The following is a 26,096-nucleotide window of genomic DNA, read 5'->3' as shown; positions in this document are numbered from 1 at the left end:
AGGCAGTACGCACCGAAAACCGATTCGCTGTGGCGATGGTAGAGCAGATATGGAACAGCATTCCAACGCCTTGAGAGTGATGGTAATCGACGATTCGAAAACGATCCGCCGCACCGCCGAGACGCTGTTGAAGAACGTGGGCTGCGATGTCATCACGGCCATCGACGGTTTCGATGCCCTGGCCCGGATTGTGGATCATCACCCGCACATTATCTTTGTCGACATCATGATGCCGCGCCTGGATGGCTATCAGACCTGCGCCCTGGTGAAGAACAACCCGGTGTTCAAGTCGATCCCGGTGATCATGCTGTCCTCCAAGGACGGCCTGTTCGACAAGGCCAAGGGGCGCATCGTGGGTGTCGATCAGTTTTTGACCAAGCCTTTCAGCAAGGAAGAACTGCTGAGTGCGATCAAGGCCTATGTGCCTGGGTTCGCCGCAGTGGAACAAGCACACTGACGTCGCCTCACAAGGGCCGGCGCTGACCAATGTAGCGGGGAAAACCATGGCACGAGTTCTGATCGTCGACGATTCGCCGACCGAAATGTACAAATTGACCGGCATGCTCGAAAAGCATGGTCACGAGGTTCTCAAGGCCGCCAACGGCGGCGATGGCGTGGCGCTTGCCCGCCAGGAAAAACCTGACGCGGTATTGATGGACATCGTGATGCCGGGCCTCAATGGGTTCCAGGCCACGCGCCAACTGACCAAAGACAAGGAAACCGAGCACATCCCTGTGATCATCATCACCACTAAAGACCAGGAAACCGACAAGGTGTGGGGTACTCGCCAGGGCGCCAAGGATTACCTGACCAAGCCTGTGGACGAGGAAACCCTGATCGCCACCCTGAACAAGGTGCTGGCCGGCTGACGGCACGCCATCATGACCGAGTCGCAAACCGCCTTCGAGTTACTGCTGGACATCGACCGCCGCTGCCGCCTGCTGGCCGCCGACCTGCCATCCCAGGAAACCCGCCTGCAACGCTGGAGCGGGATTGGCTTTCGCCTTGGGCAGCATTGGTATGTCGCGCCCATGGGCGAAGTCGCCGAAGTCCTGCATGAGCCACGCTGCACTTTAATGCCCGGGGTCAAGGCCTGGGTCAAGGGTGTTGCTAACCTGCGCGGGCGTTTGCTGCCGGTGATGGACCTGGGCGGCTTCCTTGGCCTTGAGCTGTCCAAGGCGCGCAAGCAACGGCGGGTGTTGGTGGTGGAATACAACGATCTGTTTGTCGGGCTGCTGGTAGACGAGGTGGTGGGGATGCAGCATTTTGCACAAGACGCCTTGCTGGCGAACACCAGCCTCAGCGCGCCGTTTATCCAGGGTCACTTCGATGGTGAGCCGCTGTGGCAGGTCTTCAGCCCCTTCGCCCTGGCCCAGGCCCCTGGCTTCATGGATGTCGCCGCATGACCACCGCGACTACGCCCAAACCCCAGGCCGGCTCACGCAGCCGCTCACAGATCATCGTGCTGTTTATCGCGCTGATCGTGTTCATCATGCTGCTGTTCGCCAACTTCGCGTACCTCAACACCCAGTCCACCTACGACAAACAGTACATCGGCCACGCCGGTGAACTGCGCGTGCTGTCCCAACGCATCGCCAAGAACGCTACCGAGGCCGCCGCCGGCAAGGCCGCCGCATTCAAGCTGTTGGGCGAAGCGCGCAACGATTTTGCCCAACGCTGGGGTTACCTGAAAAAAGGCGACCCGCAAACCGGCCTGCCCGCTGCGCCCAATGCGGTCCGCGCTGAAATGCGCGCGGTGCAGACGGACTGGGAAGCGCTGCTGAAAAACACCGACGCGATCCTCGCCAGCGAACAGACCGTGCTGTCCCTGCACCAAGTGGCCGCGACCCTCGCCGAAACCGTCCCGCAATTGCAGATGGAATCGGAGAAGGTCGTCGAGATCCTGCTGCAACGTGGCGCGCCGGCCAGCCAAGTGGCCGTGGCCCAGCGCCAGTCGCTGCTGGCCGAGCGTATCCTGGGCGCGGTCAACACCGTGCTGGCCGGCGACGAAACCGCCGTACAGGCCGCCGATACCTTTGGCCGCGACGCCAATCGCTTCGGGCAGGTGCTCAATGGCATGCTCAACGGCAACCCCGGGCTGCGCATCACCCAGGTCGAAGACCACGATGCCCGTGCGCGGCTGGCGGAAATCGCCGAGCTGTTCGAGTTTGTCTCCGGCTCCGTGGATGAAATCCTCGAAACCTCGCCGCAGCTGTTCCAGGTGCGCGCCTCGGCGAGCAATATTTTCAACTTGTCGCAAACCCTGCTCGATGAAGCCTCGCACCTGGCCACCGGTTTTGAAAACCTGGCCAGCGGACGCAGCTTCGACACCATCGGCGGGTATGTGCTGGGCCTGCTGGCGTTGACCTCGATCATCCTGATCGGCCTGGTGATGGTGCGCGAAACCAACCGCCAACTGCACGAGACCGCCGAGAAGAACGAGCGCAACCAGAATGCGATCATGCGCCTGCTCGATGAGATCGAAGACCTGGCCGACGGCGACCTCACCGTGACCGCCTCGGTGACTGAAGACTTCACCGGCACCATCGCCGACTCCATCAACTATTCCGTGGACCAACTGCGCGACCTGGTGGCCACCATTAACCTCACCGCCGGGCAAGTGGCGGGTGCCGTGCAGGAGACGCAGGCCACCGCCATGCACCTTGCCCAGGCGTCGGAGCATCAGGCCCAGCAGATCGCCGAAGCCTCCACCGCAATCAACCAGATGGCCCAATCCATCGACCAGGTATCGGCCAACGCGGCCGAATCCTCGGCGGTGGCGGAGCGTTCGGTAGAAATCGCCAACAAAGGCAACGAGGTGGTGCACAACACCATCCACGGCATGGACAACATCCGCGAACAGATCCAGGACACCGCCAAGCGCATCAAGCGCCTGGGCGAGTCGTCCCAGGAGATTGGCGACATCGTCAGCCTGATCGACGATATTGCCGACCAGACCAATATCCTCGCCCTCAACGCCGCGATCCAGGCCAGCATGGCCGGGGATGCCGGACGCGGCTTTGCGGTGGTGGCCGATGAAGTGCAGCGGCTGGCCGAGCGTTCATCGGCGGCCACGCGGCAGATTGAAACCCTGGTGCGCGCAATCCAGGCCGACACCAACGAAGCCGTTATCTCCATGGAACAGACCACCACCGAAGTGGTGCGGGGGGCACGGTTGGCCCAGGACGCCGGGGTGGCCCTGGAAGAAATCGAAGGCGTGTCGAAAACCCTGGCCGCGCTGATCCAGAGCATCTCCAACGCGGCGCAGCAACAGACCTCGTCGGCGGGGCAGATCTCCCTGACCATGAACGTGATCCAGCAGATCACCACGCAGACGTCATCGGGCTCCACCGCCACCGCTGAAAGCATCGGCAACCTGGCGAAGATGGCGAGCCAGTTGCGCAGGTCGGTGTCGGGTTTCACCTTGCCTGCGGCCAAGCAGGTTGATGATTGAAATGCAGTCAAAATGTGGGAGGGGGCATTAGGGCTTGCCCCCCCCCACATTTGATCTCCATTTGTTTCAAGAACACCAGCAACCCACGAATTCTAAGCGGAGCAGTTATGGTTGATCGGCACGACTACGTGGCCCTCGAATGGGTCAAGGGCGACATTGCCGAAACCCTGAAACAGGCCCGTTCGGCGCTGGATGCGTTTGTCGAGACCCGCGACGATGACGTGATCAGCCAATGCCTGGCCGCCATCCACCAGGTGCATGGCGCGCTGCAAATGGTCGAGTTCTACGGCGCGGCGCTGCTGGCCGAAGAGATCGAAGAACTGGCCCTGGCGCTCCAGGCCGGGCAGGTCAGCCAGCGCGAGGAAAGTATCCGCCTGCTGCAACAGGCCCTGGGCCAACTGCCGTTGTACCTCGACCGTGTGCACAGCGCCCGCCGTGATTTACCGCTGGTGGTGCTGCCGCTGCTCAACGACCTGCGCAGTGCCCGCGGTGAAAGCCTGCTGTCGGAGACCAGCTTGTTCAGCCCGCAACTGCTGTCGATTGCGCCGCTTCCCGAGGACGCCCTGGCCCAACGCGCGCCGGCCGACGTTCAGGAGCAACTGCGCCAGTGGCACCAACTGCTGCAACAAGCCCTCGCCGGGCTGCTGCGTGAAGACCACGGCCCGAGCAACCTGGAAGACATGGCGCGGGTGTTCGCGCGCCTTGAAGCGCTGTGCCAGGGCGCGCCGCTGTTGCCGCTGTGGCAAGTGGCGTCGGCGCTGGTCGAGGGCATGCTCACCGGCGTGGTCGCCAACAGCCCGGCACTGCGCAGCCTGCTCAAGGCCAGCGACAAGCAGCTCAAGCGCCTGCTGGCACAAGGCATTGGCGGGATCAACCAGCCGGCACCGGATGAGCTGCTCAAGAGCTTGTTGTTTTACGTCGCCAAAGTCACTCGACCGACCCCGCGCATGCAGAGTTTGAAAGAACGCTACAGCCTGGATGAGGCCTTGCCCGACAGCGCGGTGGTGGATGCCGAACGCGCGCGCCTCGCCGGGCCGGATCGTAACGCCATGGGCTCGGTGCTCGGTGCGTTGTGTGAAGAATTGGTACGGGTCAAAGAGCGCCTCGACCTGTTCGTGCGCAGCGACCGCCAGCACACGAGCGACCTCGACGCGCTGCTGGCGCCCCTGCGACAGATTGCCGATACCCTTGCGGTGCTGGGGTTTGGCCAGCCGCGCAAAGTCATCATCGACCAGTTGGCCGTGGTATTGAGCCTGGCCCAGGGGCATCGTGAGCCCAACGACGCGGTGTTGATGGACGTCGCTGGCGCGCTGCTTTATGTGGAAGCCACGCTGGCGGGAATGGTCGGTACCGTCGAGCCGGAAGGCCACGAAGAAAGCCGTCTGCCCACCACCGACCTGACCCAGATCCACCAGTTGGTCATCCGCGAATCCTGCCAGTGCCTGCGGCAAGCCAAGGAGCTGGTGATCGACTGTATCGAAGCCGATTGGGACCGCCAGCGCCTGGAATCCCTGCCGGAACTGCTGAGCCAGGTGCGCGGCGCGCTGGCGATGATCCCCTTGCCCCGCGCGGCAAGCCTGATGCGTGGTTGTACCGATTACGTCGACGAACAGTTGATGGTCAGCGATCGCCCGCCGTCGGAGGTGCAACTGGAGCACTTCGCTGACGTGATCAGCAGCCTGGAGTACTACCTCGAACGCATGCTCCAGGACCCTGACGCAGCCGGTGAACGGGTGTTGGAACTGGCCACCCAAAGCCTGGCTGCGCTGGGCTACCTGCCCGCCGAAAAACCCTGGCGCCAGGCGCTGGCAGCACCCGATGGCGCGCTGTCGAGCGAGGTTGCGCCCAGCCAGTCCCAGTTCGACGCACTGGCCAACCCCACTTCGCGCCTCAATCCGCCTGCCTTGCAACGCCCCGGTAGCCTGCTGCCGCCGCCGGCCGATGAAGCGCCCATCGACGATGAACTGCGCGACGTCTTCCTCGAAGAAACCGACGAAGTCCTTGAGGTGCTGCACCGCCACCTGCCCAACAGCGCAGACAAAACTGCCCAGGGCGAAATGCGCCGCGCCTTCCACACCTTGAAAGGCAGCGGTCGCATGGTGCGTGCCCTGGTGCTGGCGGAGCTGGCCTGGGCCGTGGAAAACCTGCTGAACCGTGTGCTCGAGCGCAGCGTAGCCCTCGGCCCCGAGATACAGCAGGTGCTGGATGACGCCGTGGCCCTGCTGCCGGAATTGATCGCCGACTTCGCGACGGGCGACCAACACCAGCGCGATGAGGTCGACGCGCTGGCCGCCCGTGCCCACGCCTGGGCCAACGGCGCTGCCGCATCGGCCGCCGAACCCCACGATCCGATGTTGCTGGAGATATTCCGCAACGAAGCCCAGAGCCATCTGGACAGCCTCAACCACTTCCTGCAACAGGCCGCCGAGCATGTGCCGCTGCAAGTCAGCGATGAGCTGCAACGCGCCCTGCACACCCTCAAGGGCAGCGCCTACATGGCCGGTGTGCTGCCCATTGCCGAGCTGGTACGCCCACTGGATCACCTGACCCGCGAATACAAAGCTCATCGCCTGCCGCTGGACCTGGACGAAGTCGAGTTGCTGCTGGAAGCCGAAAGCCTGTTCCAGCGTGGGTTGCGCCAACTGGACCGCGATCCCCTGGTGCCGATCAAGGGGGCGGATGACTTGATCCACCGTACCCAGGCCCTGCTCGACCATCAACTCGCCGCGCAGCTGGACGCACCCAACACGGGCTCGCGAATCAAGCGCGACCCGCAACTGATCGCCAACTTCCTGGCCCAGGGCATGGACATTCTGCTCGACGCCGAAAGCCTGCTGCGCCGCTGGCAACAACACCCCGGCGAACGCCAGGAACTCACCGCGTTGCTGGATGAATTGACCACGCTGGGGGAGGGCGCGCACGTCGCCGACCTGCACGCCATCGATGAACTCTGCGAAGCCTTGCTCGACCTCTACGGCGCCGTGGAAGAAAGCAGCCTGGCGGTCAGCGAGCGGTTTTTCCATGAGGCCGAGCAGGCCCATGAAGCGCTGATCAACATGCTCGATCAATTGGCCGCCGGCCAGGAAATCATCCCTGCACCGGCCCGCGTAAACGCCCTGCGCGAACTGTTGGACGATGCTCTGGACCCTGCTGCCACCGGCCTGATCAAAAGCGACGGCAGCCGCGCCCTGAGCATCTCTGAACTGGGCGCCGCCACGGCGCAACTGCAGCATGAAACAGCGATCGACGATGAGCTCGTGGAGATCTTCCTCGAAGAAGCCGTGGATATCCTCGACAGTGCGGGGCAGTCCCTGAAACGCTGGCTGCTGGAGCCGGAGAGTGCGGCGCCGTTGTCGTCACTGCAGCGCGACCTGCACACCCTCAAGGGCGGCGCGCGCATGGCCGACATCGGGCCGGTGGGCGACCTGGCGCATGAGTTGGAGTGCTTGTACGAAGGCTTGGTGGATCGGCGCTACAGCTACTCCAGCGAGCTGTCTCAGGTGCTGATGGCCAGCCATGAGCGGTTGGCCTTGCAACTGGAGGAGCTGCAGCACCATCAACCCTTGAGCGACAGTGCCGAGCTGGTCGCCAGGTTGCGCGCGCTACGCCAGGGCGGCATGCCGGCTGCACAGGCCGCCCCACCTGCGGAAACGCCGGGCACCGACCCGGAGTTGCTGGACATCTTCCTCGAAGAAGCCGCCGACATTCTCGACAGCTCCGGCAGCGCCTTGCTGCGCTGGCAGGCCGAGCCGAACAATCGCCAGGAAGTGGAAACCCTGCTGCGTGATTTGCACACCCTCAAGGGCGGCGCACGCATGGTCGAGATCGGACCGATTGGTGACCTGGCCCATGAGCTGGAATTTCTCTACGAAGGGCTGTCCGCCGGTTTGCTCGCGCCGTCCGCCGAACTGTTCGCGTTGCTGCAAGGTTGCCACGACCGCCTGGCACAGATGATCGACGCCGTGGCGGATGGGCTGCCGGTGGGCTCGGTGGACAGGCTTATCGAACGGATCAAGAGCCTGGTTCACCCCAGCGATGAGCCAGTGGTGCCATTGGCGTTGCCCGCAGGCAAGGCCGATGCGGTGGTTGATCCCGCCGCCGACATGGTGAAAATCTCCGCCGACCTGCTCGACGACCTGGTCAATCTGGCGGGGGAAACGTCGATCTTTCGTGGCCGTATCGAGCAGCAGGTCAACGACGCGCGCATTGCCCTGCATGAAGTGGAAACCACCATCGAGCGTATGCGCGACCAACTGCGTCGCCTCGATACCGAAACCCAGGGGCGCATTCTCAGCCGTCAACAGGCCGAGGCCGAGCGCCTGGGCTACGAAGAATTCGACCCGCTGGAAATGGACCGTCATTCGCAGTTGCAGCAACTGTCCCGGGCGCTGTCCGAATCCGCCTCCGACCTGCTCGACCTCAAGGACACCCTCGACCGCCGCAACGAAGATGCCCATGACCTGTTGCAGCAACAGGCGCGCATCAATACCGAGTTGCAGGAAGGCCTGATGCGCACGCGCATGGTGCCCTTCGAGCGCATGCTGCCGCGCCTTAAGCGCATCGTGCGCCAGGTGGCGGGCGAGTTGGGCAAGGACGTGGAGTTCATCGTCGGCAATGCCGAGGGAGAGATGGACCGCAACGTGCTGGAGCGCATGGCGGCGCCGCTGGAACACATGCTGCGCAACGCCGTCGACCATGGCCTGGAATCACGCGATGCGCGGTTGCTGGCCGGCAAACCGGAGAAGGGCCGCATCACCCTGGACCTGACCCACGAAGGCGGCGATATCGTTTTCGACATGCGCGACGACGGTGCCGGTGTGCCTCTGGAAGCGGTGCGGCGCAAGGCGATCAAGCGCGGTTTGCTCGCCCCTCATCAAGAGATGAGCGACCGTGATGTGTTGCAGTTCATCCTGCAGCCGGGGTTCTCCACCGCGGAAAAGATCACGCAGATTTCCGGGCGTGGCGTGGGCATGGACGTGGTGCACGAAGAAGTGCGCCAGCTCGGTGGCTCGATGGTCATTGACTCGACGCCGGGGGAGGGCGTGCACTTTCGCATTCGCCTGCCGTTTACCGTGTCGGTCAACCGGGCGTTGATGGTGCAGTGCGCAGACGACCAATACGCGATCCCGCTCAATACCATCGAAGGGTTGGTGCGTGTGCTGCCCCATGAACTGGCGGGGCACTACCAGCAGGATCCGCCGCGTTATGAATATGCCGGCCAACGCTACGAGTTGTTTTACCTGGGTGACCTACTGCACACCGTCGGCCGCCCGAAACTATTGGGCCAATATCAACCCGTGCCGGTGTTGCTGGTGCAGTGCAATGAGCGCCGCGTAGCGGTGCATGTGGACGCCATGGCCGGCACCCGGGAGATTGTGGTCAAGGGCCTGGGCCCGCAATTTTCCGGGGTGCAGGGGTTATCCGGCGCGACCATCCTGGGTGATGGGCGCGTGGTCTTGATTATCGACTTGCTGGCGCATATCCGCGCCCGGCAACCGGCCTTGCCGGCGCAGCCGGTGGATGCTCCGTTGATTCTCAACGACCCGCTGAAAAAGCGCCCGCTGCTGGTGCTGGTGGTGGACGACTCGGTCACCGTGCGCAAAGTCACCAGCCGCCTGCTGGAGCGCAACGGCATGAACGTACTCACCGCTAAAGACGGCATCGACGCCCTGGCCGTGCTCGAGGAACATACGCCCGACCTGATGCTGCTCGACATCGAAATGCCGCGCATGGACGGCTTCGAAGTCGCCATCCATGTGCGCAACGACCCCCGGCTGATGCGCCTGCCGATCATCATGATCACCTCCCGCACAGGCCAGAAACACCGCGACCGTGCCATGGCCATCGGCGTCAACGACTACCTGGGCAAGCCGTACCAGGAATCGGTGCTGCTCGAGAGCATCGCCTACTGGAGCAAATCCCGTGCTTGACCACCGCACCAGCCAACTCACCGGCCTGCTCCTGCCCCTGGCCGACCGCCACCTGGTACTGCCCAACGTCGCCATCGCCGAGTTGATCGACTTCCAACGCGGCGAACCGGCCAGCGACGCACCGCCGTGGTATTTGCGGCAAGTGACGTGGCGGGATCGGCAAATCCCGTTGATCAGCTTTGAAGCGGTGTGCGGCGAGGCCAGCGTGACCGGCGAACGCTCGCGGATCGTGGTGTTGAATGCGCTGGGCGGGCGGCCGACGTTGAAGTTTATTGCAGTGGTGATCCAGGGAATTCCGCGCTCGTACAAGCTCGATAGCGAATTGAGCTATGTGGACGTGCCGCTGTGCCCATTGGAACTGGCAGCGGTGCAGGTGGGGGAGCATGTGGCGAAGGTGCCGGATTTGATGGGGTTGGAGGCGTTACTGGTCGAGTCTGGATTGGCTTGAGGCGCGGCGATCCGGTCCTGATTATCGATAAGTCTTAAAGTGTGTTTGCACATATGTGCGGCGAAGCTTGTAGGATGTTCGCCTAGCATCTCTCGTTAACCATAGGAACAGCGGAGCAGATAAGGGTGCGCGCGACCGCACACCACTTTCAAGGAGGCCTGTATGGCTGAAAAACCTATGGCTGATCTACCAGCCAACCCTCATTCCTCGGGCGAGGAGGGTATCCCTGCTCCGAGCGGGGCCGCCAACCTGATTGATACCGATTATGTAATCGGGCAAGACAACATCAAAGGCGAGTTTTCTTTTTCGCTGGATATCCATGGCAAGGTCTTCATTATTTCGGCGGCGACGATCGTGCTGTTCGTCATCCTGACGCTGGCCTTGCAGAACGAAGTCGAGCCGCTGTTCAGTGCGATACGCAATTGGTTGACCGCTCACCTGGCCTGGTTCTTCATGAGTGTGGCCAATATTTTCGTGGTGCTGTGCTTTGCGCTGATCGTTTCACCGCTGGGCAAGGTTCGCCTCGGGGGCCGGGACGCGAAGCCGGACCATTCGTACGTGGGCTGGTTTTCAATGCTGTTTGCCGCCGGCATGGGCATTGGCTTGATGTTCTACGGGGTCGCTGAACCCATGTCGCATTATGCGGCGTCGATGGGCGGTGTGACCCTTGATCCCAACGGTGTGCGCACCGATTGGGCGCCGCTGGGCGGTGCCGCGGGGGATATGAAGGCATCCGCCGACCTGGCAATGGCCGCGACCATATTCCACTGGGGCCTGCACCCTTGGGCGATCTATGCGATTGTCGCGCTGTCGTTGGCGCTGTTTTCGTATAACAAGGGTTTGCCGCTGTCGATACGGTCGATTTTCTACCCGTTGCTGGGTGAGCGTGTGTGGGGCTGGCCGGGGCATATCATTGATATCCTGGCCGTGTTCGCTACCTTGTTCGGCCTCGCGACATCCTTGGGGATCGGCGCGGAACAGGCGGCTGCGGGTATCGAATACCTGTTTGGTATCCAGTCGACGAACCTGAGCAAGGTGGTGCTGATTATCGGCATCACGCTGATCGCCCTGTGGTCGGTGCTGTCCGGCCTCGACAAGGGCGTCAAGATGCTGTCCCAGATCAACATGGGGCTGGCCTTGCTGCTGTTGCTGTTTATCATCATCGTGGGCCCGACCCTGGCTATCTTCAGCGGTTTCTTCCACAACCTGGTGACTTACGCCGAGTACCTGCCTGCGCTGTCCAACCCCTTCGGCCGCACCGACACTGAGTTCACCCAGGGTTGGACTGCGTTCTACTGGGCCTGGTGGATCAGTTGGTCACCGTTTGTCGGTATGTTCATCGCCCGCGTGAGCCGTGGCCGTACCGTGCGTGAGTTCCTGATCTCGGTGCTGTTGGTGCCTTCGCTGGTGTCGGTATTGTGGATGACCACCTTCGGCGGCACCGCCATTGACCAGACCACGCTCCAAGGCTTCATGGGCGTCAAGGATGCCGTGCTGGAGCTCAAGCTGTTCGCCATGCTGGGGCATTTACCGCTCAAGGAAATCACCTCGTTCCTGGGGATTATCCTGGTCATCGTGTTCTTCATCACCTCTTCAGACTCCGGTTCGTTGGTGATTGACACCATTACGGCAGGCGGCAAGGTTGACGCGCCGGTACCGCAGCGCGTGTTCTGGGCGGTCATCGAAGGCGTGATCGCCATTGCCTTGTTGCTTGGCGGCGGTCTGGTCGCGCTGCAGGCCATGGCGGTTTCCACGGGCCTGCCGTTCGCCATCGTGCTGATGCTGGGCTGTATTTCCCTGGTCAAGGGGCTGATGTCGGAACCAAGGTCCTGAATTTAACGCTGTGAATAAAAGGTGCGCTCAGGGCGCACCTTTTTTTGGGCGCGGTGCTTCAATCCCATAGCGTCTGGATCGGCGTGTCGGGCGAGTAGTGATGGGCGATCTGCGCCTGGAGCAATTCCGCCGCGGCCAGCGCATCGGTGAGCGCGTGGTGGGCGTGATAGCTGGGCAGATGATAGCGCTCGCGGCTATCGGCGAGCCTGATCGATGGCTGCGCACGGCGCAGCAGCCGGTCAAGCCAGCTTCGGTTGCCACGGTGCATGCGCGCTTCCAGTTGCATAGTATCGATGACCGGAAATTGCAGGCCCTCGCCCAACTGGCGGCGCAGTGCCTGGTCCAGAAAACCGCGTTCGATATTCCGGTAATGCACCACCATTACATTGCCGGCCATGGCTTCGAGCAATGCGTCCAGCACCTCGGACAACGGGGGCGCATGCAATACGTCCGAATGAGTAATGTGATGGAACGTCACCGAGTGTTCGTTCAACTCTGACGGCGGTTTGATGACCCAGTAGAGCGCTTGCCCACAGCGTATGCGCTTGAGCGTAAATGGGATCAGACCGATGCTCACAATGTTGTGAGCGTTGGGGTTGAGGCCGGTGGTTTCCACATCCATGGCCAACAGTTGCACCTGTTCTATCGGCGTCTGCGGTGCGACCGTCCCGGCGCGATAGAATTTTTGCAGGCTCGGATGGCGTGCTTCCTGCGCCAGGGTCCGGAACCGGCTCGCCCAATCCAGATGCGTGCAAGGCCCAGGCGTTGAAGAATGCTTCACGGGTTTGGCCGTCCTTTTGCCGGATAGCGAAACCGCAGGAAGCTCTGCGCATTGCTCAACACTTGGAAAGCTTCCTTGAGGTTATGCCGCTCGCTGGAGGAAAAACGCTCCGGCTCGATGTAGTTGTCTGGCGTTTCGCCTTGTTCCATGGCTTCAGCCTGGTGGCGGATGCGCACCATGGAAAGAAACTCCAGGGCATAACGTAGATGCTCGACGGCTTCCGGTTGTATCAGTTGGGTGCTGCTGATCGCCTCAAGCCGGTCAAGCGAGTTCTGCGCGGTGCTGGCACAGGCCAGGGCATGGATGCGAATCAGGTCGGTGAGCGGCGCGGTGCCGCGCCCCTTGAGATTGATGATGCGTTTTTGCCGCCCATCCGTTTCGACCACGAACGTGCGGAAAAACCCCAAGGGTGGCGTGCGGTTCAGGGCAATGCGCGCCATGGCATGCAGAAACGCTGGATGTCGACTGGATTTTTGCGCGCACAGCGTTTTGAGTGTCTGCACCAGTTCAAGCTGACCATACACGCCGTCCAGGTCGAAAAAGATGCAGCTATTGAGCAGCGTGGCGGGGTTGGGCTTTTCTATCCATTGCTCAAAGTAGGCACGCCACACGCGTAGCGGCTGACGCCACTGATCGTTAGTCGCCATGATGCCACCTTTGCAATAGCTGTAACCGCACGCCGCGAGGCCGTCGCTGACAAAGGCGGCGAGGCTGCGAAAATACTCGTCGTGCAGTGCCGGGTCGAAGCTGTCGTCGAGCACCAGGGCGTTGTCCTGATCGGTGACCAGCAATTGCTCATCGCGTGCCATCGAGCCCAGCACCATGAAGCAGTACGGTACCGGCGGCGGTCCCAGCCGCTTTTCGGCCAGCTCCAGCAGGCGCTGGGTGAACGCTCGGCCGATACCGGAAATGGCGCTGCCGATCATGTGCGCGGTAGCGCCATCACGCACCATGCGGATATAAGTGCCGCGTAGATCGCGCAGCAGTTCGCGCAGGCCTTCGACCGAGGTTTGGTTGGAGATGCGATTGACCAGGTACAGGCTGCTCTGGGATTCGTAGCGGATGATGTCCGACAAGTTGATCAGCCCCAGGGTGCGGCCCTTGTGCATCACCGGTAGGTGATGAATATTGCGGCGCAGCATCACCAGCATGGCTTCGAACACCGAATCGTCAGCTTGTATCGCTGCGGGATCGGAGGTCATGACCTCGCTGATCGCGGTGGCGGTGTCGCTGCGCGCCGCTGCGACTACGCGGGTGCGCAGGTCGCGGTCGGTCACAAGGCCCACCATCTTGGCGTGCGGCCCGTCGCCAGGCGCCATCACGACGACGCATGAAACGCTTTGCTCGGTCATCACCTTGGCGGCTTCGTGCACGGATGTGTCGGCGCTCACCCACACCAGGGAGCGCGAGATCAGCGCGCGACTTTTCAGCTGGATCAGCTCGCTCGCCCGTCCCTGGGACTCCACTGCGCTCTTAAGCCGGGAGTGCCCTTCGGCTTCGACGAAGTCCGCAAAGGTATCGTGTTGTGCGCACAATTCGGCGAACAACTCGGCGGGGATAAAGTAGATCAGGCTGTCTTCCAGCGCCTTGGCCGGAAAGCGCACTTTATTGCTGCGCAACAAGCCGGCCTGGCCGAAGAGATCGCCCTCGACCAGGCGGTTATAGAGCTCGCCGTTGCGTCGGTAGATTTCCACGGCGCCGCTGCGCACGTAATGCAGATGCTGGACAACCGCGCCCGCTTCAAGAATGTCGGCGCCTGCCTTGAAGTAACTGACCTCGATGCGACGGGCGATAGCCTCGAGCGATTCAAGCGGCAGCGCATCGAAAGGCGGGAAACGGTGAAGGTGGTCGCGAATCTCCTGTAACTCGATCTGCATGGAACCTCGGAGATGAAAGTAAGGGAAAAAAGCCGTCTCAAATGGCCGACGTTCCCAACCTTACCATTTGTGATCCGTTGCCGATTAAGTGGCGCATCCGCCAACGTTGCATTCGAGACGCCTCATAGGGTTTGCACCCGCTGCCTCGGCTTCATATCATCGCTGCGGGTGCGGTGTCGCGTGTTGCGCATTGCAGGTTAAATTCAAGCGTTGGTCGGGCCGCCATCGGAGTGCACCCGTGCCTGAAAAAAAACCGCTATCGCCCACCATTCCCCGTCCGCAAGTCTTGGCCGAGCGTGCCCTGTCTGCTCTGGAGCGGTTTTCCCATATCGAAGCGGTCAGCGGTATCGCGCTACTGGTGGCGGCCCTTGTGGCCCTGACCTGGGCCAACAGTCCTTATGCCGCCAGCTATGAACACCTTTGGCATACCCAGATAACCCTGGGTTTTGGCGAGTGGAGTGTTTCCAGGTCGCTGCACTTTCTAGTGAACGACGGTCTGATGACGATTTTCTTCCTGGTGGTTGGGGCTGAGATACGCCAGGAAATCCACGAAGGTGCCTTGGCCAGTTTCAAGATGGCCGTCTTGCCGCTGGGTGCAGCCTTGGGGGGCGTGGTGGTACCGGCCCTCATTTACCTGGCGATCAACCACGGCACTGAGGCCAGCCATGGCTGGGCCGTGCCGACCGCGACGGACATCGCCTTTGCGGTGGGCGTGCTGGCGTTGTTGGGCAAGTCAATTCCCGGCGGCGTGCGCATTCTGTTGCTGGCCTTGGCGATTATCGATGACATCGTCGCCATCCTGATCATCGCGCTGTTCTACACCGCCAGCCTCGATTTGAGCGGCGTCGTGATTGCCTTGGGCGGGGTGCTGATGGTCCTGTTGTTCCAGCGCATGGGGATCAGCAAGATGGTGCTGTACATCCTGCCAGGTGCGATCGTCTGGTACGGTCTGCTCAAGACCGGCGTACATCCCACGCTAGCCGGCGTGCTGCTCGGCCTGATGAGCCCGGTGCGCTCGATGCCGATGCGCGAGCGACCACTGGAAAGCCTGCAGCGCAACTTCCACGAATTGGTCGACAAGTTTTCTGCAAAGGGCCAGGACCCGCAGGCGGTGCATCAACCCCTCAAGCAGATACGCCAGGCGCAGCGCGAAATGCTCTCGCCCGTGCAGCGTATCCAGACCGCGCTGCATCCCTGGGTCGCGTTCGGCATCATGCCGTTGTTTGCCCTGGCCAACGCCGGGGTGAACCTGGCCGGCGCAAACCTCGACGAGGTGATGTCCCAGCACGTCTTCATCGCGGTGATCCTGGCATTGGTGGTGGGCAAGCCGGTCGGTGTCATCCTGGCCTGCGGGCTGCTGGTCAAATCGCGGTTGTGCCAGTTGCCGCAGGGTGTGACGTGGTCCGGCGTGGTGCTGGTGGGTTTGCTCGCGGGTATCGGCTTTACCATGTCGATCTTTATCGCCTCATTGGCGTTCAACGATGCCAGCCTGCTCTCCGCCGCCAAACTGAGCGTGCTGTGCGCTTCCGGCCTGGCGGCCGTGCTGGGATTGAGTTGGGGTTGGGCCCAGCGCAAGCGCGCCTGACAATCTGCGCAGGGAGAGCCCGGTGGGTGGGCTCTCGGATTTTCCCAGCAGGATTTTGCGCTGTGCATGAACTTGTCGCGTGCTGTCAGCGCGCCGGCTCTTCGTACCCGTCATCGCAAAAAACGATGACACGCAATTGCAAGTCCGACGGAACTGTTTAGGCGTACAAACGCCCAGCCAACCAACGGGCGTTTTTTGTGCTCGCTGCTTTATGGCGGCTGCGCGCAGGAGGTCTTCGGACCTGCTGGGTGTCGAGTTGGGGCAGTTGTTGGTGGATCGGGCGCTGGAGCAGATCAGCCCTTCACTGGGCTCAGCTTAGCGTTTGCTGATGCTCCATTACTCCAGCCGTAATGATCCGTCGCCCAGCTTGATTGATGGCCCCCTGAATCACTCCTAAGGTACAGCCCACGACAGCAAACCTCGTGGAGCGACCATGACAACAACAATAAACCCCGACTCGCGCTGGACGCGGCGGCGCGACGAGAAGCAGCGGCGGCTCGGGCGGGTCAAGCAGTACGCCGACGGGGCCGTGTTACCCAGCGACAGGATCGTCGAGGCACTTGAGGCGCTGATCCTTCCCGGCGACCGTGTGGTGCTGGAGGGCAACAACCAGAAGCAAGCCGACTTCCTCTCGCGCTCCCTGGCCAAGGCCGACCCGGCCAAGCTCCACGATTTGCACATGATCATGCCCAGCGTCGGGCGGTCCGAGCACTTGGACCTGTTTGAAAAGGGCATCGCACGCAAACTCGACTTTTCCTTCGCCGGCACGCAATCCCTGCGCATCAGCCAGTTGCTCGAAGACGGCCTGCTGGAAATCGGTGCGATCCATACCTACATCGAACTCTATGCACGGCTGGTGGTGGACCTGATTCCCAACGTCGTACTTTCCGCCGGTTTCATGGCCGACCGTGCCGGCAATATCTACACCGGCGCCAGCACCGAAGACACTCCCGCGCTGATCGAACCCGCCGCCTTCAGCGATGGCATCGTGATCGTGCAGGTCAATCAGTTGGTGGATGACGTCACCGACTTGCCCCGCGTCGACATCCCCGCCAGTTGGGTGGATTTTGTGGTGGTGGCCGACAAGCCGTTCTACATCGAGCCGCTGTTCACCCGCGACCCGCGCCATATCAAACCCGTGCATGTGTTGATGGCGATGATGGCGATCCGTGGCATCTACGAAAAACACAATGTGCAATCGCTCAACCACGGCATCGGTTTCAACACCGCCGCCATCGAATTGATCCTGCCCACCTACGGCGAATCCCTGGGCCTGAAGGGCAAGATCTGCCGCAACTGGACCCTCAACCCGCACCCCACGCTGATCCCCGCCATCGAAAGCGGTTGGGTGGAAAGCGTGCATTGCTTCGGCACCGAACTGGGCATGGAGAACTACATCGCCGCCCGCCCGGATGTGTTCTTCACCGGCCGCGACGGTTCGATGCGCTCCAACCGGATGTTCTGCCAATTGGCCGGCCAGTACGCGGTGGACCTGTTTATCGGCGCCACCCTGCAAGTCGACGGCGACGGCCATTCCAGCACCGTGACCCGTGGCCGCCTCGCCGGTTTCGGTGGGGCGCCGAACATGGGCCACGACCCGCGCGGTCGCCGCCATGGCACGCCGGCGTGGCTGGATATGCGTCACGACGATGCGCCGGTTGCGCTGCTGGAGCGCGGCAAAAAGCTCGTGGTGCAGATGGTCGAGACCTTCCAGGAAGGCGGCAAGCCCACCTTCGTCGACACCCTCGACGCCGTGGAAGTGGCGCGTAAAAGCGGCATGCCCCTGGCGCCGATCATGATCTATGGCGACGACGTCACCCACCTGCTCACCGAAGAAGGCATCGCCTACCTGTACAAGGCGCGGTCCCTGGAAGAGCGCCAGGCGATGATCGCCGCCGTCGCCGGGGTGACCGCCATCGGCATGCGCCATAACCCCAAGGACACCGCGCGCATGCGCCGCGAAGGCCTGATCGCCTTGCCCGAAGACTTGGGTATCCGCCGCACCGACGCCACCCGCGAGTTGTTGGCCGCCAAGAGCGTGGCCGACCTGGTGGAGTGGTCCGGTGGCCTGTACAACCCGCCCGCCAAATTCAGGAGCTGGTAAATGCGCGCCCTTAAACTGCACGAACTCAGCCTCGCGGATCGCCTGGCGGATATGGCCGTCGATGCGCTGATCGATGAAGCCGACCTGTCGCCCAAGCCCGCCCTGGTGGACCGTCGCGGCAACGGCGCCCACAGTGATTTGCACCTGGGGCTGATGCACGCGTCGGCGCTGTCGCTGTGGCCGATGTTCAAGGAAATGGCGGAGGCCGCGCTTGAGTTCGGTGAAGTCGGCTTGCCCTTGCGCGAAGCCCTCGGCCGTATCGGGCGCGAAGGTGAACAAGCGATGCTCGCCACCACCCATGGCGTGAACACCCATCGTGGCGCGATCTGGGCCCTCGGCCTGCTGACCGCAGCGGCGGCGCTGGAACCCCGCGCCATACCGCTGAATGCCGCCAGACTCGCGCTGCTTAACGACCGCTACGCGCCGCAAACCGCGAGCCACGGCGCCCAGGTTGCCCTGCGCTACGGCGCACGCGGTGCCCGTGAAGAAGCGCAACTGGGCTTCCCGTCGGTGCTGCAGCGCGGCCTGCCGCAACTGCACAAAAGCCGCCAACAAAACGCTGGTGAACAGAACGCGCGCCTGGACGCTTTGCTCGCGATCATGACCGACCTGGCCGACACCTGCGTGCTCTATCGCGCCGGCCTGGAAGGCCTGCATGCCATGCAGCGCGGTGCCCAGGCCGTGCTCGACGCCGGCGGCAGTGCAAGCCTCGCCGGGCGCCGCCAATTGCATGAGCTGGACCACCAACTGCTGGCCCTGAATGCCTCCCCCGGCGGCGCCGCCGACCTGTTGGCCGCCTGCCTGTTTATCGACCGCCTCGACGGAGCGTTGTGATGGAAACCTTATCCTTTGAATTTCCCGCCGGGCAGCCGCCAAAAGGCCGTGCGCTGGTGGGTTGCGTCGGCTCGGGCGACCTGGAAGTGCTGCTGGAACCAGGCACGGCCGGCACGTTGACCATCCAGGTACAGACCTCGGTGAATGGCGCCGAACAACGCTGGCAACACCTGTTCGAACGCATCTTCCAAGAGCAGACACCGCCGGCCCTGAACATTGATATTCACGATTTCGGCGCCACCCCCGGCGTGGTGCGCCTGCGCCTGGAGCAGGGTTTCGAGGAGATCGGCCATGACTGACTTGCTCGCTAAACACAGCTTCGTGGAACTGGGTGCGCGGCAGCGGGCCAAGGCCTTGTTGGATGCCGGCACCTTTCGCGAACTGATCGACCCGTTCCAGCGCGTCATGTCGCCCTGGCTCAGCCGCCAAGGTGTGGTGCCCCAGGCCGATGACGGGGTGGTGATCGCCAAGGGCAGCATCGGCGACTTGCCTGTGGTGATTGCAGCCATTGAAGGCAACTTCCAGGGCGGCAGTCTCGGTGAAGTGGGCGGCGCGAAAATCGCCGGCGCCCTGGAACTGGCCGCCGAAGACAACCGCAAGGGCATCCCGACCCGCGCGGTGCTGCTGCTGGAAACCGGCGGCGTGCGCTTGCAGGAAGCCAACCTCGGCCTGGCCGCGATTGCCGATATACACGCGGCGATTGTCGACCTGCGCCAGTACCAGCCGGTGATCGGCGTAGTGGCGGGCAGCGTTGGCTGTTTCGGCGGCATGTCCATCGCGGCCGGGCTGTGCAGTTACCTCGTCGTGACCCGCGAAGCGCGTCTGGGGCTCAATGGTCCGCAGGTGATCGAACAGGAAGCTGGGTTGGAAGAATACGACTCCCGCGACCGTCCCTTTATCTGGAGCCTCACGGGCGGCGAACAGCGTTTCAACAGCGGCCTGGCCGACCGTTACGTGGCCGACGATGCGGCGCAGATCCAGCAGACTGTCAGCGCGTTGTTGCAGCAAGGTGTGCCCGCCCAACAACGCAGTCGCCAGGCTGATTATTACCTCACTCGCTTGGCCGAGTTGGACGCCGTACCGCAAATCGACCCGGCGACGGTGCGCGAGCTGTATCAAGGAGAACGCTCATGAGAGGCTTGCAGTGGTTCAACGCATTGAGCGCCGGCGCTCCACCTGTAGAAGGTTTGCCGGCGTCGCTGAGGGTTGCCGACGGTGTATTGGGTGAGCAAAAGGTGCGCTTTGTCGCCGTGGTTACCGACGCGCAAAACCGCTTCCCTCGAGCGCGCAATGGCGAAGTCGGCCTGCTCGAAGGCTGGGGCCTGGCCAAGGCCGTCGATGAGGCCATCGCCCGCGGCGACAAGCGCCCGATCATCGCCATCGTCGATGTGCCCAGCCAAGCCTACGGCCGTCGCGAAGAGGCCCTCGGCATCCATCAGGCCCTGGCCGCTGCCGCCGACAGCTATGCCCGCGCTCGCCTCGCCGGCCACCCGGTGATTGCGCTGCTGGTGGGCAAGGCCATGTCCGGTGCGTTCCTGGCCCACGGTTACCAGGCCAACCGCCTGATCGCCCTGCGCGATCCCGGTGTGATGGTGCACGCCATGGGCAAGGCGTCGGCCGCGCGGGTGACCTTGCGCAGCGTCGAAGAGCTGGAAGCCCTGGCCGCCAGTGTGCCGCCCATGGCCTATGACATCGACAGCTATGCCAGCCTCGGTTTGCTGTGGGAGACCTTGTCGGTCAGCCAGATTGAACAGCCCACCGCGGATGATGTAGCGCGGGTCACTGATTGCCTGGTGCATGCGATCAAGGATGTCGGCAGCACCGATTTGCGCGGGCGCCTCGGCGCGACAAATCGCGCAGCCTCCAGCCACGTTCGCCAACTGCTGCGGGAACAATGGTGAACGCCCACGACTTGCTCTGGGGCATGACCCCGGCGCATGTGCCCGCCGATGCACCGGCCTGGGTGCTGGAGGCGCTTGGCGCCGGCCACCCGGTGGTAGTGCGCCGCGCCATTGCCGAACCGGGTTATGTGGCGGTCGGCGTGCGCGGGCGTTTGCGTGAGCAACGTTTTGCCGCGCGGATGCCGCTGGCGGCAGTGCAGCGGCGAGTGATACCGGAAGCGTTGCGCGGGGTGATCTCTCCGAGGGATTTACCCGCGTTGCGCGCGCTCGACCAACTGCGGCCGGTGCTGGCGCAGGAGACGTGGGGCGTCACAGGCAGCGCGGGTTTCGAGTTGGCCTGTGGGGTTGAAGCGCTGCATGCCCAGAGTGATCTGGATTTGATGCTGCGCACGCCCGAGCCTTTGGCCCGAGGTGATGCCGAAGATCTCCTGGCGATGCTTGATAGGGCTGAGTGCGCCGTCGACCTGCAACTGCAAACCCCGTTCGGCGCCGTCGCCTTGCGCGAATGGGCCAGCGGCTCACGCCGTGTGCTGCTGAAAACCGCCAGCGGCGCGCATCTTGTGCTCGACCCTTGGCAGGCCGTGGCATGAGCAACCTACTGGTGTTTCCGGGGCAGGGTGCCCAGCGACCAGGCATGCTCCAGTCGCTGCCCGAACCTGTGCTGGAAGAAGCCAGCGATGCCCTGGGCGAAGACGTGCGCCTGCTCGATTCCGCGCAAGCCCTGGCCAGTACCCGCGCCGTGCAACTGTGCCTGTTGATTGCCGGCGTGGCCCACGCCCGTCTGTTGGATCGCACCCCGGATTACGTGGCGGGCCTGTCCATCGGTGCCTACCCGGCTGCGGTCATCGCCGGTGCCCTGGCGTTTGCCGAGGCGGTAAAACTGGTGAGCCTGCGCGGCCAACTGATGCAAAACGCTTATCCACACGGCTACGGCATGACCGCGATCATCGGCGTGGAGTTATCCACCGTCGAAAAAATCCTCGCCGACATCCACAGCCCCGAAACCCCGGTGTACCTGGCCAATATCAACGCCGATAACCAGAGCGTGATCGCCGGCAGCGACGAGGCCATGAAACGTGTTGCCGCGCGCATCAAGGGCAATGGCATCGCCAAACGCCTGGCCGTCAGTGTGCCGTCCCATTGCGCGCTGCTGGCGCAACCGGCCGAGGCCCTGGCCCAGGCATTTGTCCCGCTCAAGGCGCCGCGCATCAGCTACCTGAGCAGCACCCGCGCGCGTCCGATCCACAACCCCGAACAACTTCGCGACGACCTGGCCTTCAACATGTGCCGCGTCGTTGACTGGCGCGGCACCGTGCAAAGCGCCTACGAGCGCGGTGTGCGCCTGCAAATCGAACTGCCCCCGGGCGCCGTGCTCACCGGCCTGTCACGCCGCGTGTTCGAGCAAGGCACGGTGATCGCCTGCGAAGGCGCACGCCTGGATACCTTGCAGGCCCTGCTGGAAGAGGAGGAGCGCCGCCACCGATAAAGCACTACCCAAGGCTGTCGAAGCACAAAAACAACAATTTCGATCGAGCACTTCGAGGACAACAACAATGATTATTTACGGTGTGGCGTTTTTGGCGCTCTGCACGTTGGCCGGCCTGTTTGTCGGTGAGCTGCTGGGTAAATGGATGGGTATCCCGGCCAACGTAGGCGGGGTGGGTATCGCCATGCTGCTGTTGATCGGCCTGGGCAGTTATCTCAGCAAACGTGGCTGGTTTACCAGCAAATCGGAGCCGGGCGTGAGCTTTTGGGCGGCGATTTATATCCCGATCGTGGTGGCCATGGCTGCCCAGCAGAACGTGTATGGCGCCATCAGTGGCGGGCCCATGGCGATATTGGCCGGGACGGTTGCCGTGGTATTGGGATTTGCCCTGGTGCCCGTACTGACGCGTATCGGCAACCATGAGCCGAGCGCAGTTGTTCCCACCAAAGAAGCCGGGTGATCGCCATGTACGAATCCATGATGAAAGTGATCACCGGTTACGGACTGATCAGCGGTTTCGCGGTGATCGGCCTGACCATGTGGGTGTCCTACTGGATTTCCGACACGTTTACCAAAGGCCGCCTGCACGGCTCGGCCATCGCCATTTTGCTGGGGCTGGTGCTGTCGTATGTGGGCGGTGCCTTCACCGGTGGCTCCAAAGGGGTAGTGGATATTCCATTGTTGTCGGGCATCGGCCTGTTGGGTGGGGCGATGCTGCGCGACTTCGCCATCGTTGCCACCGCTTTTGGCGTGAGTGTCGATGAGTTGAAGCGCGCCGGATACGTCGGCGTGTTGGCGCTGTTTGTCGGCGTGGGGTCTTCATTCGTGGCGGGGGTCGGGGTGGCCATGGCGTTCGGCTATACCGATGCGGTGAGCCTTACCACCATTGGCGCGGGTGCCGTGACCTACATCGTCGGCCCGGTCACCGGCGCGGCGATTGGTGCCAGTTCCGAGGTGATGGCGTTATCCATTGCCGCAGGGTTGATCAAAGCCATTCTGGTGATGGTGATGACACCGTTTGTGGCGCCCCTGATCGGCTTGAACAACCCGCGCAGCGCGGTGATTTTTGGCGGGTTGATGGGCACCTCCAGCGGCGTGGCGGGCGGGTTGGCGGCGACTGATCCCAAGCTGGTGCCTTATGGCTGTCTGACGGCGGCATTCTATACGGCGCTGGGATGCTTGCTGGGGCCGTCGCTGTTGTTTTTGATGATGCGCGGATTGGTGGGCTGACCTGCCCCCCAATCGCGGAGTGTCAGGCTGTCCCCTGCCGATTGGCATACATCCGACACTCCGCCAACAACGCCAGTAAGTTCGGATCACGCTCCTTGGCCTTCAGAAACACCACCCCGATATGCTGCTGCAACCGATACCGGGGTTGCAGCGGTATCAGCTTCACGCGGTTTTCATACACCGCCGCAATCCGCCCCGGCAGCAACGCATAACCCACCCCCGAACTGACCATGCTCAGCAGTGTGAAGATGTCATTCACCTGCATCGCCACCTTCGGCTCGAACCCCGCCTGCTTGAACACGCGGTTGCCGTCCTGGTGGGTGGCGAAGCCTTGGGTGAGGGTGATGAAGGTGGCATCGCGCACGTCGGCCAGGTCGATTTCCTGGTCGCGGTCGAAGGGCGAGTCGGCCGGGGTGGCGAGGAAAATGTCATCGGAGAACAGCGCAATCTGTTCGCAGTCGGGGTCGTTGGCGTGTTCGTCGAGGGAGATGAGGATCGCGTCGACTTCCATGTTCTTGAGCTTGTACAGCAGGTCGAAATTGGAGCCGAGGATCAGGTCGATATTGAGTTCGCTGCGCCTGATTTTCAGGCCCATGATCAGTTGCGGCACGGTCTTGACCGTCAGCGAATACAGCGAGCCGAGCTTGAAGCGTTCGGCAGAGAAACCGGCGGCTTCGCGGGTCAGGCGTACGCTGTCGACCACATCGGCGATCAGTTTCTGCGCGCGTTCTTCTAACACGTAGGCGCTTTCCAGCGGGGTGAGGTTGCGGCCCTCGTGTTTGAACAGCGGGCAGCGCAGGGCATTTTCCAGGGAGTGGATGGCGCGGTGCACGCTGACATTGCTGGTTTGCAGTTCGGCGGCGGCGCGGGCCAGGTTGCCGGTGCGCATGAATGCCAGGAAGATTTCCAGCTTTTTGAGGGTGAATTCTTCGTCGATCAGCATGGCCGTGGGCTCTTGTTCGAATGCGTCCGATTGTGCCCGCAAAACCGTGCGGCGTCCTCGGAACGTCACAAGACGCTTGCACTCTTATGCGCAAGGCTGGACGCTTGCCAGCCAGTCCCAGCGGCTACAGGAGGTCAGTGACAGATGTATCACGGGGAACGATTCAACGCCTGGAGCCATTTGCTCGGTGCGGTCGCGGCGTGTATTGGTGCCGTGTGGATGTTGGTGGTGGCGAGCCTGGACGGCAGCCCCTGGAAGATCGTCAGCGTGGCGATTTATGGCTTTACGCTGATGGTGCTGTACAGCGCGTCGACCGTGTACCACAGCGTCCAGGGGCGGCGAAAAGAGATCATGCAGAAGGTCGATCACTTTTCGATCTACCTGTTGATCGCCGGCAGCTACACGCCGTTTTGCCTGGTGACGCTGAGAGGCCCGTGGGGGTGGACGTTGTTCGGCATCGTGTGGGGGCTGGCGGTGATCGGCATCCTGCAAGAGATCAAGCCGCGCTCCGAGGCGCGCATCCTGTCCATCGTGATCTACGCGGTGATGGGCTGGATCGTGCTGGTGGCGGTCAAGCCGCTGATTGCCGCGCTGGGGACGGCGGGGTTTACCTGGCTGGCGGCGGGCGGGGTGTTGTACACCGTCGGCATCATCTTCTTCGCCCTGGAGGATCGCCTGCGGCATTCCCATGGGATTTGGCACTTGTTTGTGATCGGCGGCAGCCTGCTGCACTTTGTGGCAATCATGCATTACGTGCTCTGAATGTGGGAGGGGCGGTGTCCTTAGAGGCGCGCCAATAACTCGCCTGCGCGCTTGCTCAGGATCTCCAACAGGTTTGCCAGCATATGCGGCGGTGGTTCATCGGCGCGGGTCAGGGCGTAGAGGGTGATCGGCAGCGGCGGTGTGAGCGTGCGGATGCAGGTGGTGGCCGTTGAGGCGCCCAACGCCGTGAACGGATCGATGACCGTCAAGCCGGCGCCGGATTCCACCATCGCCCGGGCCAGGGAATAGGTTTGCACTGAAATCGTCACTCGAGGCGGTGGGTCGACATGTTCCAGGTAGCTGTCGAGTTTCGCCGCCAGCGGGTCAGCGCTGGACAGGCCAATCAACGGCGCACCCGCCAGCTCAGCCAGTGGCAGCGCCTGATGCAGTGCTGCGTCTGGCCAGTAGTTTTTCGACGCCAGGGCCACCAACACGCCATTGGCCAGCACCTGTGTGGTCAACCCAGGATGGCCGGAGAAGTTGAGGGTCAACGCCAGGTCGATTTCACGCATCAGCAGTTTTTGCACCAGCTCGCGGCTATGGTCGCTGGACAGCTCGCACGCGATGTCCGGGTAGTCGCGCTTCCATTCCAGAATCGCCGGTGGCAACAGCGACAGCGCCAACGCCGGGATTGCGCCAACCCGCACGCTTTGCCCTGGGGCGCGGCGCAAGCTCTTGGCCAGGCGTCGCACACCTTGCAGGCTCTCGGTGACTTTCTCGACCTCGCTTTCCAGCGCCAGGGCTTCCGGCGTGGGCTGCAATTTACCGCGCACCCGCAGGAACAGCGGAAAGCCTAGCTGCAACTCGGCATGCTGCAACACCTTGGTCACCGCCGGTTGCGACACATGCAGCAACTGCGCAGCCGCACTGACGGAGCCGGTCTGGCGGATGGCCTGGAAGATTTCGATATGACGCAAGCGCATGGCAA

The 26,096-nt window shown here is 62.7% G+C and carries 22 protein-coding genes; 18 read left to right on the top strand and 4 right to left on the bottom strand.

Annotated features, from left to right (window positions below):
• Positions 1–49 precede the first annotated feature (49 nt).
• The 7 genes from pilG to HDC32_RS18610 all read left to right on the top strand — a co-directional run bounded on the left by pilG (position 50) and on the right by HDC32_RS18610 (position 11,665).
• Positions 50–457 (top strand): twitching motility response regulator PilG, encoded by a 408-nt coding sequence (pilG, locus tag HDC32_RS18640; protein ID WP_027606081.1) that lies wholly within the window; start codon positions 50–52, stop codon positions 455–457.
• Positions 458–503: 46 nt separating this feature from the next.
• On the top strand, positions 504–869 hold the full coding sequence (gene pilH / locus HDC32_RS18635; RefSeq protein WP_034116227.1) for a twitching motility response regulator PilH: 366 nt from the start codon (positions 504–506) through the stop codon (positions 867–869).
• A 12-nt stretch (positions 870–881) separates the two neighbouring features.
• Positions 882–1,406 (top strand): chemotaxis protein CheW, encoded by a 525-nt coding sequence (locus HDC32_RS18630; RefSeq protein ID WP_131697496.1) that lies wholly within the window; start codon positions 882–884, stop codon positions 1,404–1,406.
• Complete coding sequence (locus HDC32_RS18625) at positions 1,403–3,454, top strand: methyl-accepting chemotaxis protein (protein ID WP_131697495.1); 2,052 nt, start codon at positions 1,403–1,405, stop codon at positions 3,452–3,454. The genes HDC32_RS18630 and HDC32_RS18625 overlap by 4 nt, the downstream gene beginning before the upstream one ends.
• Positions 3,455–3,561: 107 nt before the next feature.
• Positions 3,562–9,384 carry an Hpt domain-containing protein gene (locus HDC32_RS18620; protein WP_184745080.1) on the top strand — a complete coding sequence of 1,941 codons (5,823 nt, stop codon included), beginning with the start codon at positions 3,562–3,564 and terminating at the stop codon, positions 9,382–9,384.
• A complete protein-coding gene (locus HDC32_RS18615) occupies positions 9,377–9,832 on the top strand; it encodes a chemotaxis protein CheW (protein WP_131697493.1) in 456 nt (151 codons plus the stop codon). Before HDC32_RS18620 ends, HDC32_RS18615 begins: the two co-directional genes overlap by 8 nt.
• A gap of 162 nt (positions 9,833–9,994) precedes the next feature.
• Complete coding sequence (locus HDC32_RS18610) at positions 9,995–11,665, top strand: BCCT family transporter (protein ID WP_405046465.1); 1,671 nt, start codon at positions 9,995–9,997, stop codon at positions 11,663–11,665.
• Positions 11,666–11,723: 58 nt separating this feature from the next.
• Here the strand turns inward: HDC32_RS18610 and HDC32_RS18605 are convergent, their stop codons facing one another.
• Entirely contained in the window at positions 11,724–12,446 is a 723-nt protein-coding gene (locus HDC32_RS18605; RefSeq protein WP_259244361.1) for a 3'-5' exonuclease, read from the bottom strand.
• Complete coding sequence (locus HDC32_RS18600; RefSeq protein ID WP_131697492.1) at positions 12,443–14,323, bottom strand: DUF294 nucleotidyltransferase-like domain-containing protein; 1,881 nt, start codon at positions 14,321–14,323, stop codon at positions 12,443–12,445. The genes HDC32_RS18605 and HDC32_RS18600 overlap by 4 nt, the downstream gene beginning before the upstream one ends.
• Before the next feature lie 238 nt (positions 14,324–14,561).
• Here HDC32_RS18600 and nhaA point away from each other — a divergent pair, with 238 nt between their 5' ends.
• From nhaA to madM, 10 genes are all read left to right on the top strand, one after another.
• Entirely contained in the window at positions 14,562–15,908 is a 1,347-nt protein-coding gene (gene nhaA / locus HDC32_RS18595; protein WP_145336896.1) for a Na+/H+ antiporter NhaA, read from the top strand.
• 433 nt (positions 15,909–16,341) lie between these two features.
• Positions 16,342–18,012, top strand: a complete 1,671-nt coding sequence (gene mdcA, locus HDC32_RS18590) for a malonate decarboxylase subunit alpha (RefSeq protein ID WP_131697490.1) — start codon at positions 16,342–16,344, stop codon at positions 18,010–18,012.
• Positions 18,013–18,846, top strand: a complete 834-nt coding sequence (locus HDC32_RS18585) for a triphosphoribosyl-dephospho-CoA synthase (RefSeq protein WP_145336895.1) — start codon at positions 18,013–18,015, stop codon at positions 18,844–18,846.
• Positions 18,846–19,145: a malonate decarboxylase subunit delta gene (locus HDC32_RS18580; RefSeq protein WP_032884109.1), complete on the top strand. Its 300-nt coding sequence runs from the start codon at positions 18,846–18,848 to the stop codon at positions 19,143–19,145. The genes HDC32_RS18585 and HDC32_RS18580 overlap by 1 nt, the downstream gene beginning before the upstream one ends.
• Complete coding sequence (locus HDC32_RS18575; RefSeq protein ID WP_131697488.1) at positions 19,138–19,980, top strand: biotin-independent malonate decarboxylase subunit beta; 843 nt, start codon at positions 19,138–19,140, stop codon at positions 19,978–19,980. The genes HDC32_RS18580 and HDC32_RS18575 overlap by 8 nt, the downstream gene beginning before the upstream one ends.
• Complete coding sequence (mdcE, locus tag HDC32_RS18570) at positions 19,977–20,747, top strand: biotin-independent malonate decarboxylase subunit gamma (RefSeq protein WP_145336893.1); 771 nt, start codon at positions 19,977–19,979, stop codon at positions 20,745–20,747. The genes HDC32_RS18575 and mdcE overlap by 4 nt, the downstream gene beginning before the upstream one ends.
• Positions 20,741–21,337 carry a malonate decarboxylase holo-ACP synthase gene (locus HDC32_RS18565; RefSeq protein ID WP_167656782.1) on the top strand — a complete coding sequence of 199 codons (597 nt, stop codon included), beginning with the start codon at positions 20,741–20,743 and terminating at the stop codon, positions 21,335–21,337. The genes mdcE and HDC32_RS18565 overlap by 7 nt, the downstream gene beginning before the upstream one ends.
• The gene (mdcH, locus tag HDC32_RS18560) at positions 21,334–22,233 is read left to right on the top strand and encodes a malonate decarboxylase subunit epsilon (RefSeq protein ID WP_184745078.1); all 900 of its coding nucleotides are present in this window, start codon (positions 21,334–21,336) and stop codon (positions 22,231–22,233) included. Before HDC32_RS18565 ends, mdcH begins: the two co-directional genes overlap by 4 nt.
• Before the next feature lie 67 nt (positions 22,234–22,300).
• On the top strand, positions 22,301–22,693 hold the full coding sequence (gene madL / locus HDC32_RS18555; protein ID WP_145336891.1) for a malonate transporter subunit MadL: 393 nt from the start codon (positions 22,301–22,303) through the stop codon (positions 22,691–22,693).
• Between the two features lie 5 nt (positions 22,694–22,698).
• Positions 22,699–23,463: a malonate transporter subunit MadM gene (madM, locus tag HDC32_RS18550; RefSeq protein WP_131697483.1), complete on the top strand. Its 765-nt coding sequence runs from the start codon at positions 22,699–22,701 to the stop codon at positions 23,461–23,463.
• A gap of 22 nt (positions 23,464–23,485) precedes the next feature.
• Here the strand turns inward: madM and HDC32_RS18545 are convergent, their stop codons facing one another.
• Complete coding sequence (locus HDC32_RS18545; protein WP_131697482.1) at positions 23,486–24,406, bottom strand: LysR substrate-binding domain-containing protein; 921 nt, start codon at positions 24,404–24,406, stop codon at positions 23,486–23,488.
• Between the two features lie 144 nt (positions 24,407–24,550).
• Here HDC32_RS18545 and trhA point away from each other — a divergent pair, with 144 nt between their 5' ends.
• On the top strand, positions 24,551–25,168 hold the full coding sequence (gene trhA, locus HDC32_RS18540) for a PAQR family membrane homeostasis protein TrhA (protein WP_032884097.1): 618 nt from the start codon (positions 24,551–24,553) through the stop codon (positions 25,166–25,168).
• Between the two features lie 20 nt (positions 25,169–25,188).
• On the opposite strand, the gene HDC32_RS18535 is transcribed toward trhA, so the two are convergent.
• Complete coding sequence (locus HDC32_RS18535; protein ID WP_184745076.1) at positions 25,189–26,091, bottom strand: LysR family transcriptional regulator; 903 nt, start codon at positions 26,089–26,091, stop codon at positions 25,189–25,191.
• Positions 26,092–26,096 lie beyond the last annotated feature (5 nt).

Origin of the sequence: Pseudomonas sp. JAI120 (assembly GCF_014207255.1) — a bacterium.
Taxonomy (GTDB): domain Bacteria; phylum Pseudomonadota; class Gammaproteobacteria; order Pseudomonadales; family Pseudomonadaceae; genus Aquipseudomonas.
This window is presented reverse-complemented; position numbering and strand designations above follow the sequence as displayed.

Excerpts from the sequence above, each read along its gene's own strand:
- HDC32_RS18575 (WP_131697488.1), top strand. The coding sequence starts at position 19,138 with ATGACTGACTTGCTCGCTAAACACAGCTTCGTGGAACTGGGTGCGCGG.
- mdcH (WP_184745078.1), top strand. The coding sequence starts at position 21,334 with ATGAGCAACCTACTGGTGTTTCCGGGGCAGGGTGCCCAGCGACCAGGC.
- HDC32_RS18620 (WP_184745080.1), top strand. The coding sequence starts at position 3,562 with ATGGTTGATCGGCACGACTACGTGGCCCTCGAATGGGTCAAGGGCGAC.
- HDC32_RS18545 (WP_131697482.1), bottom strand. The coding sequence starts at position 24,406 with ATGCTGATCGACGAAGAATTCACCCTCAAAAAGCTGGAAATCTTCCTG.
- HDC32_RS18610 (WP_405046465.1), top strand. The coding sequence starts at position 9,995 with ATGGCTGAAAAACCTATGGCTGATCTACCAGCCAACCCTCATTCCTCG.
- HDC32_RS18580 (WP_032884109.1), top strand. The coding sequence starts at position 18,846 with ATGGAAACCTTATCCTTTGAATTTCCCGCCGGGCAGCCGCCAAAAGGC.
- pilH (WP_034116227.1), top strand. The coding sequence starts at position 504 with ATGGCACGAGTTCTGATCGTCGACGATTCGCCGACCGAAATGTACAAA.
- HDC32_RS18565 (WP_167656782.1), top strand. The coding sequence starts at position 20,741 with ATGGTGAACGCCCACGACTTGCTCTGGGGCATGACCCCGGCGCATGTG.
- HDC32_RS18600 (WP_131697492.1), bottom strand. The coding sequence starts at position 14,323 with ATGCAGATCGAGTTACAGGAGATTCGCGACCACCTTCACCGTTTCCCG.
- HDC32_RS18585 (WP_145336895.1), top strand. The coding sequence starts at position 18,013 with ATGCGCGCCCTTAAACTGCACGAACTCAGCCTCGCGGATCGCCTGGCG.
- pilG (WP_027606081.1), top strand. The coding sequence starts at position 50 with ATGGAACAGCATTCCAACGCCTTGAGAGTGATGGTAATCGACGATTCG.
- madM (WP_131697483.1), top strand. The coding sequence starts at position 22,699 with ATGTACGAATCCATGATGAAAGTGATCACCGGTTACGGACTGATCAGC.
- HDC32_RS18535 (WP_184745076.1), bottom strand. The coding sequence starts at position 26,091 with ATGCGCTTGCGTCATATCGAAATCTTCCAGGCCATCCGCCAGACCGGC.
- mdcA (WP_131697490.1), top strand. The coding sequence starts at position 16,342 with ATGACAACAACAATAAACCCCGACTCGCGCTGGACGCGGCGGCGCGAC.
- HDC32_RS18625 (WP_131697495.1), top strand. The coding sequence starts at position 1,403 with ATGACCACCGCGACTACGCCCAAACCCCAGGCCGGCTCACGCAGCCGC.
- HDC32_RS18630 (WP_131697496.1), top strand. The coding sequence starts at position 882 with ATGACCGAGTCGCAAACCGCCTTCGAGTTACTGCTGGACATCGACCGC.
- mdcE (WP_145336893.1), top strand. The coding sequence starts at position 19,977 with ATGAGAGGCTTGCAGTGGTTCAACGCATTGAGCGCCGGCGCTCCACCT.
- madL (WP_145336891.1), top strand. The coding sequence starts at position 22,301 with ATGATTATTTACGGTGTGGCGTTTTTGGCGCTCTGCACGTTGGCCGGC.
- trhA (WP_032884097.1), top strand. The coding sequence starts at position 24,551 with ATGTATCACGGGGAACGATTCAACGCCTGGAGCCATTTGCTCGGTGCG.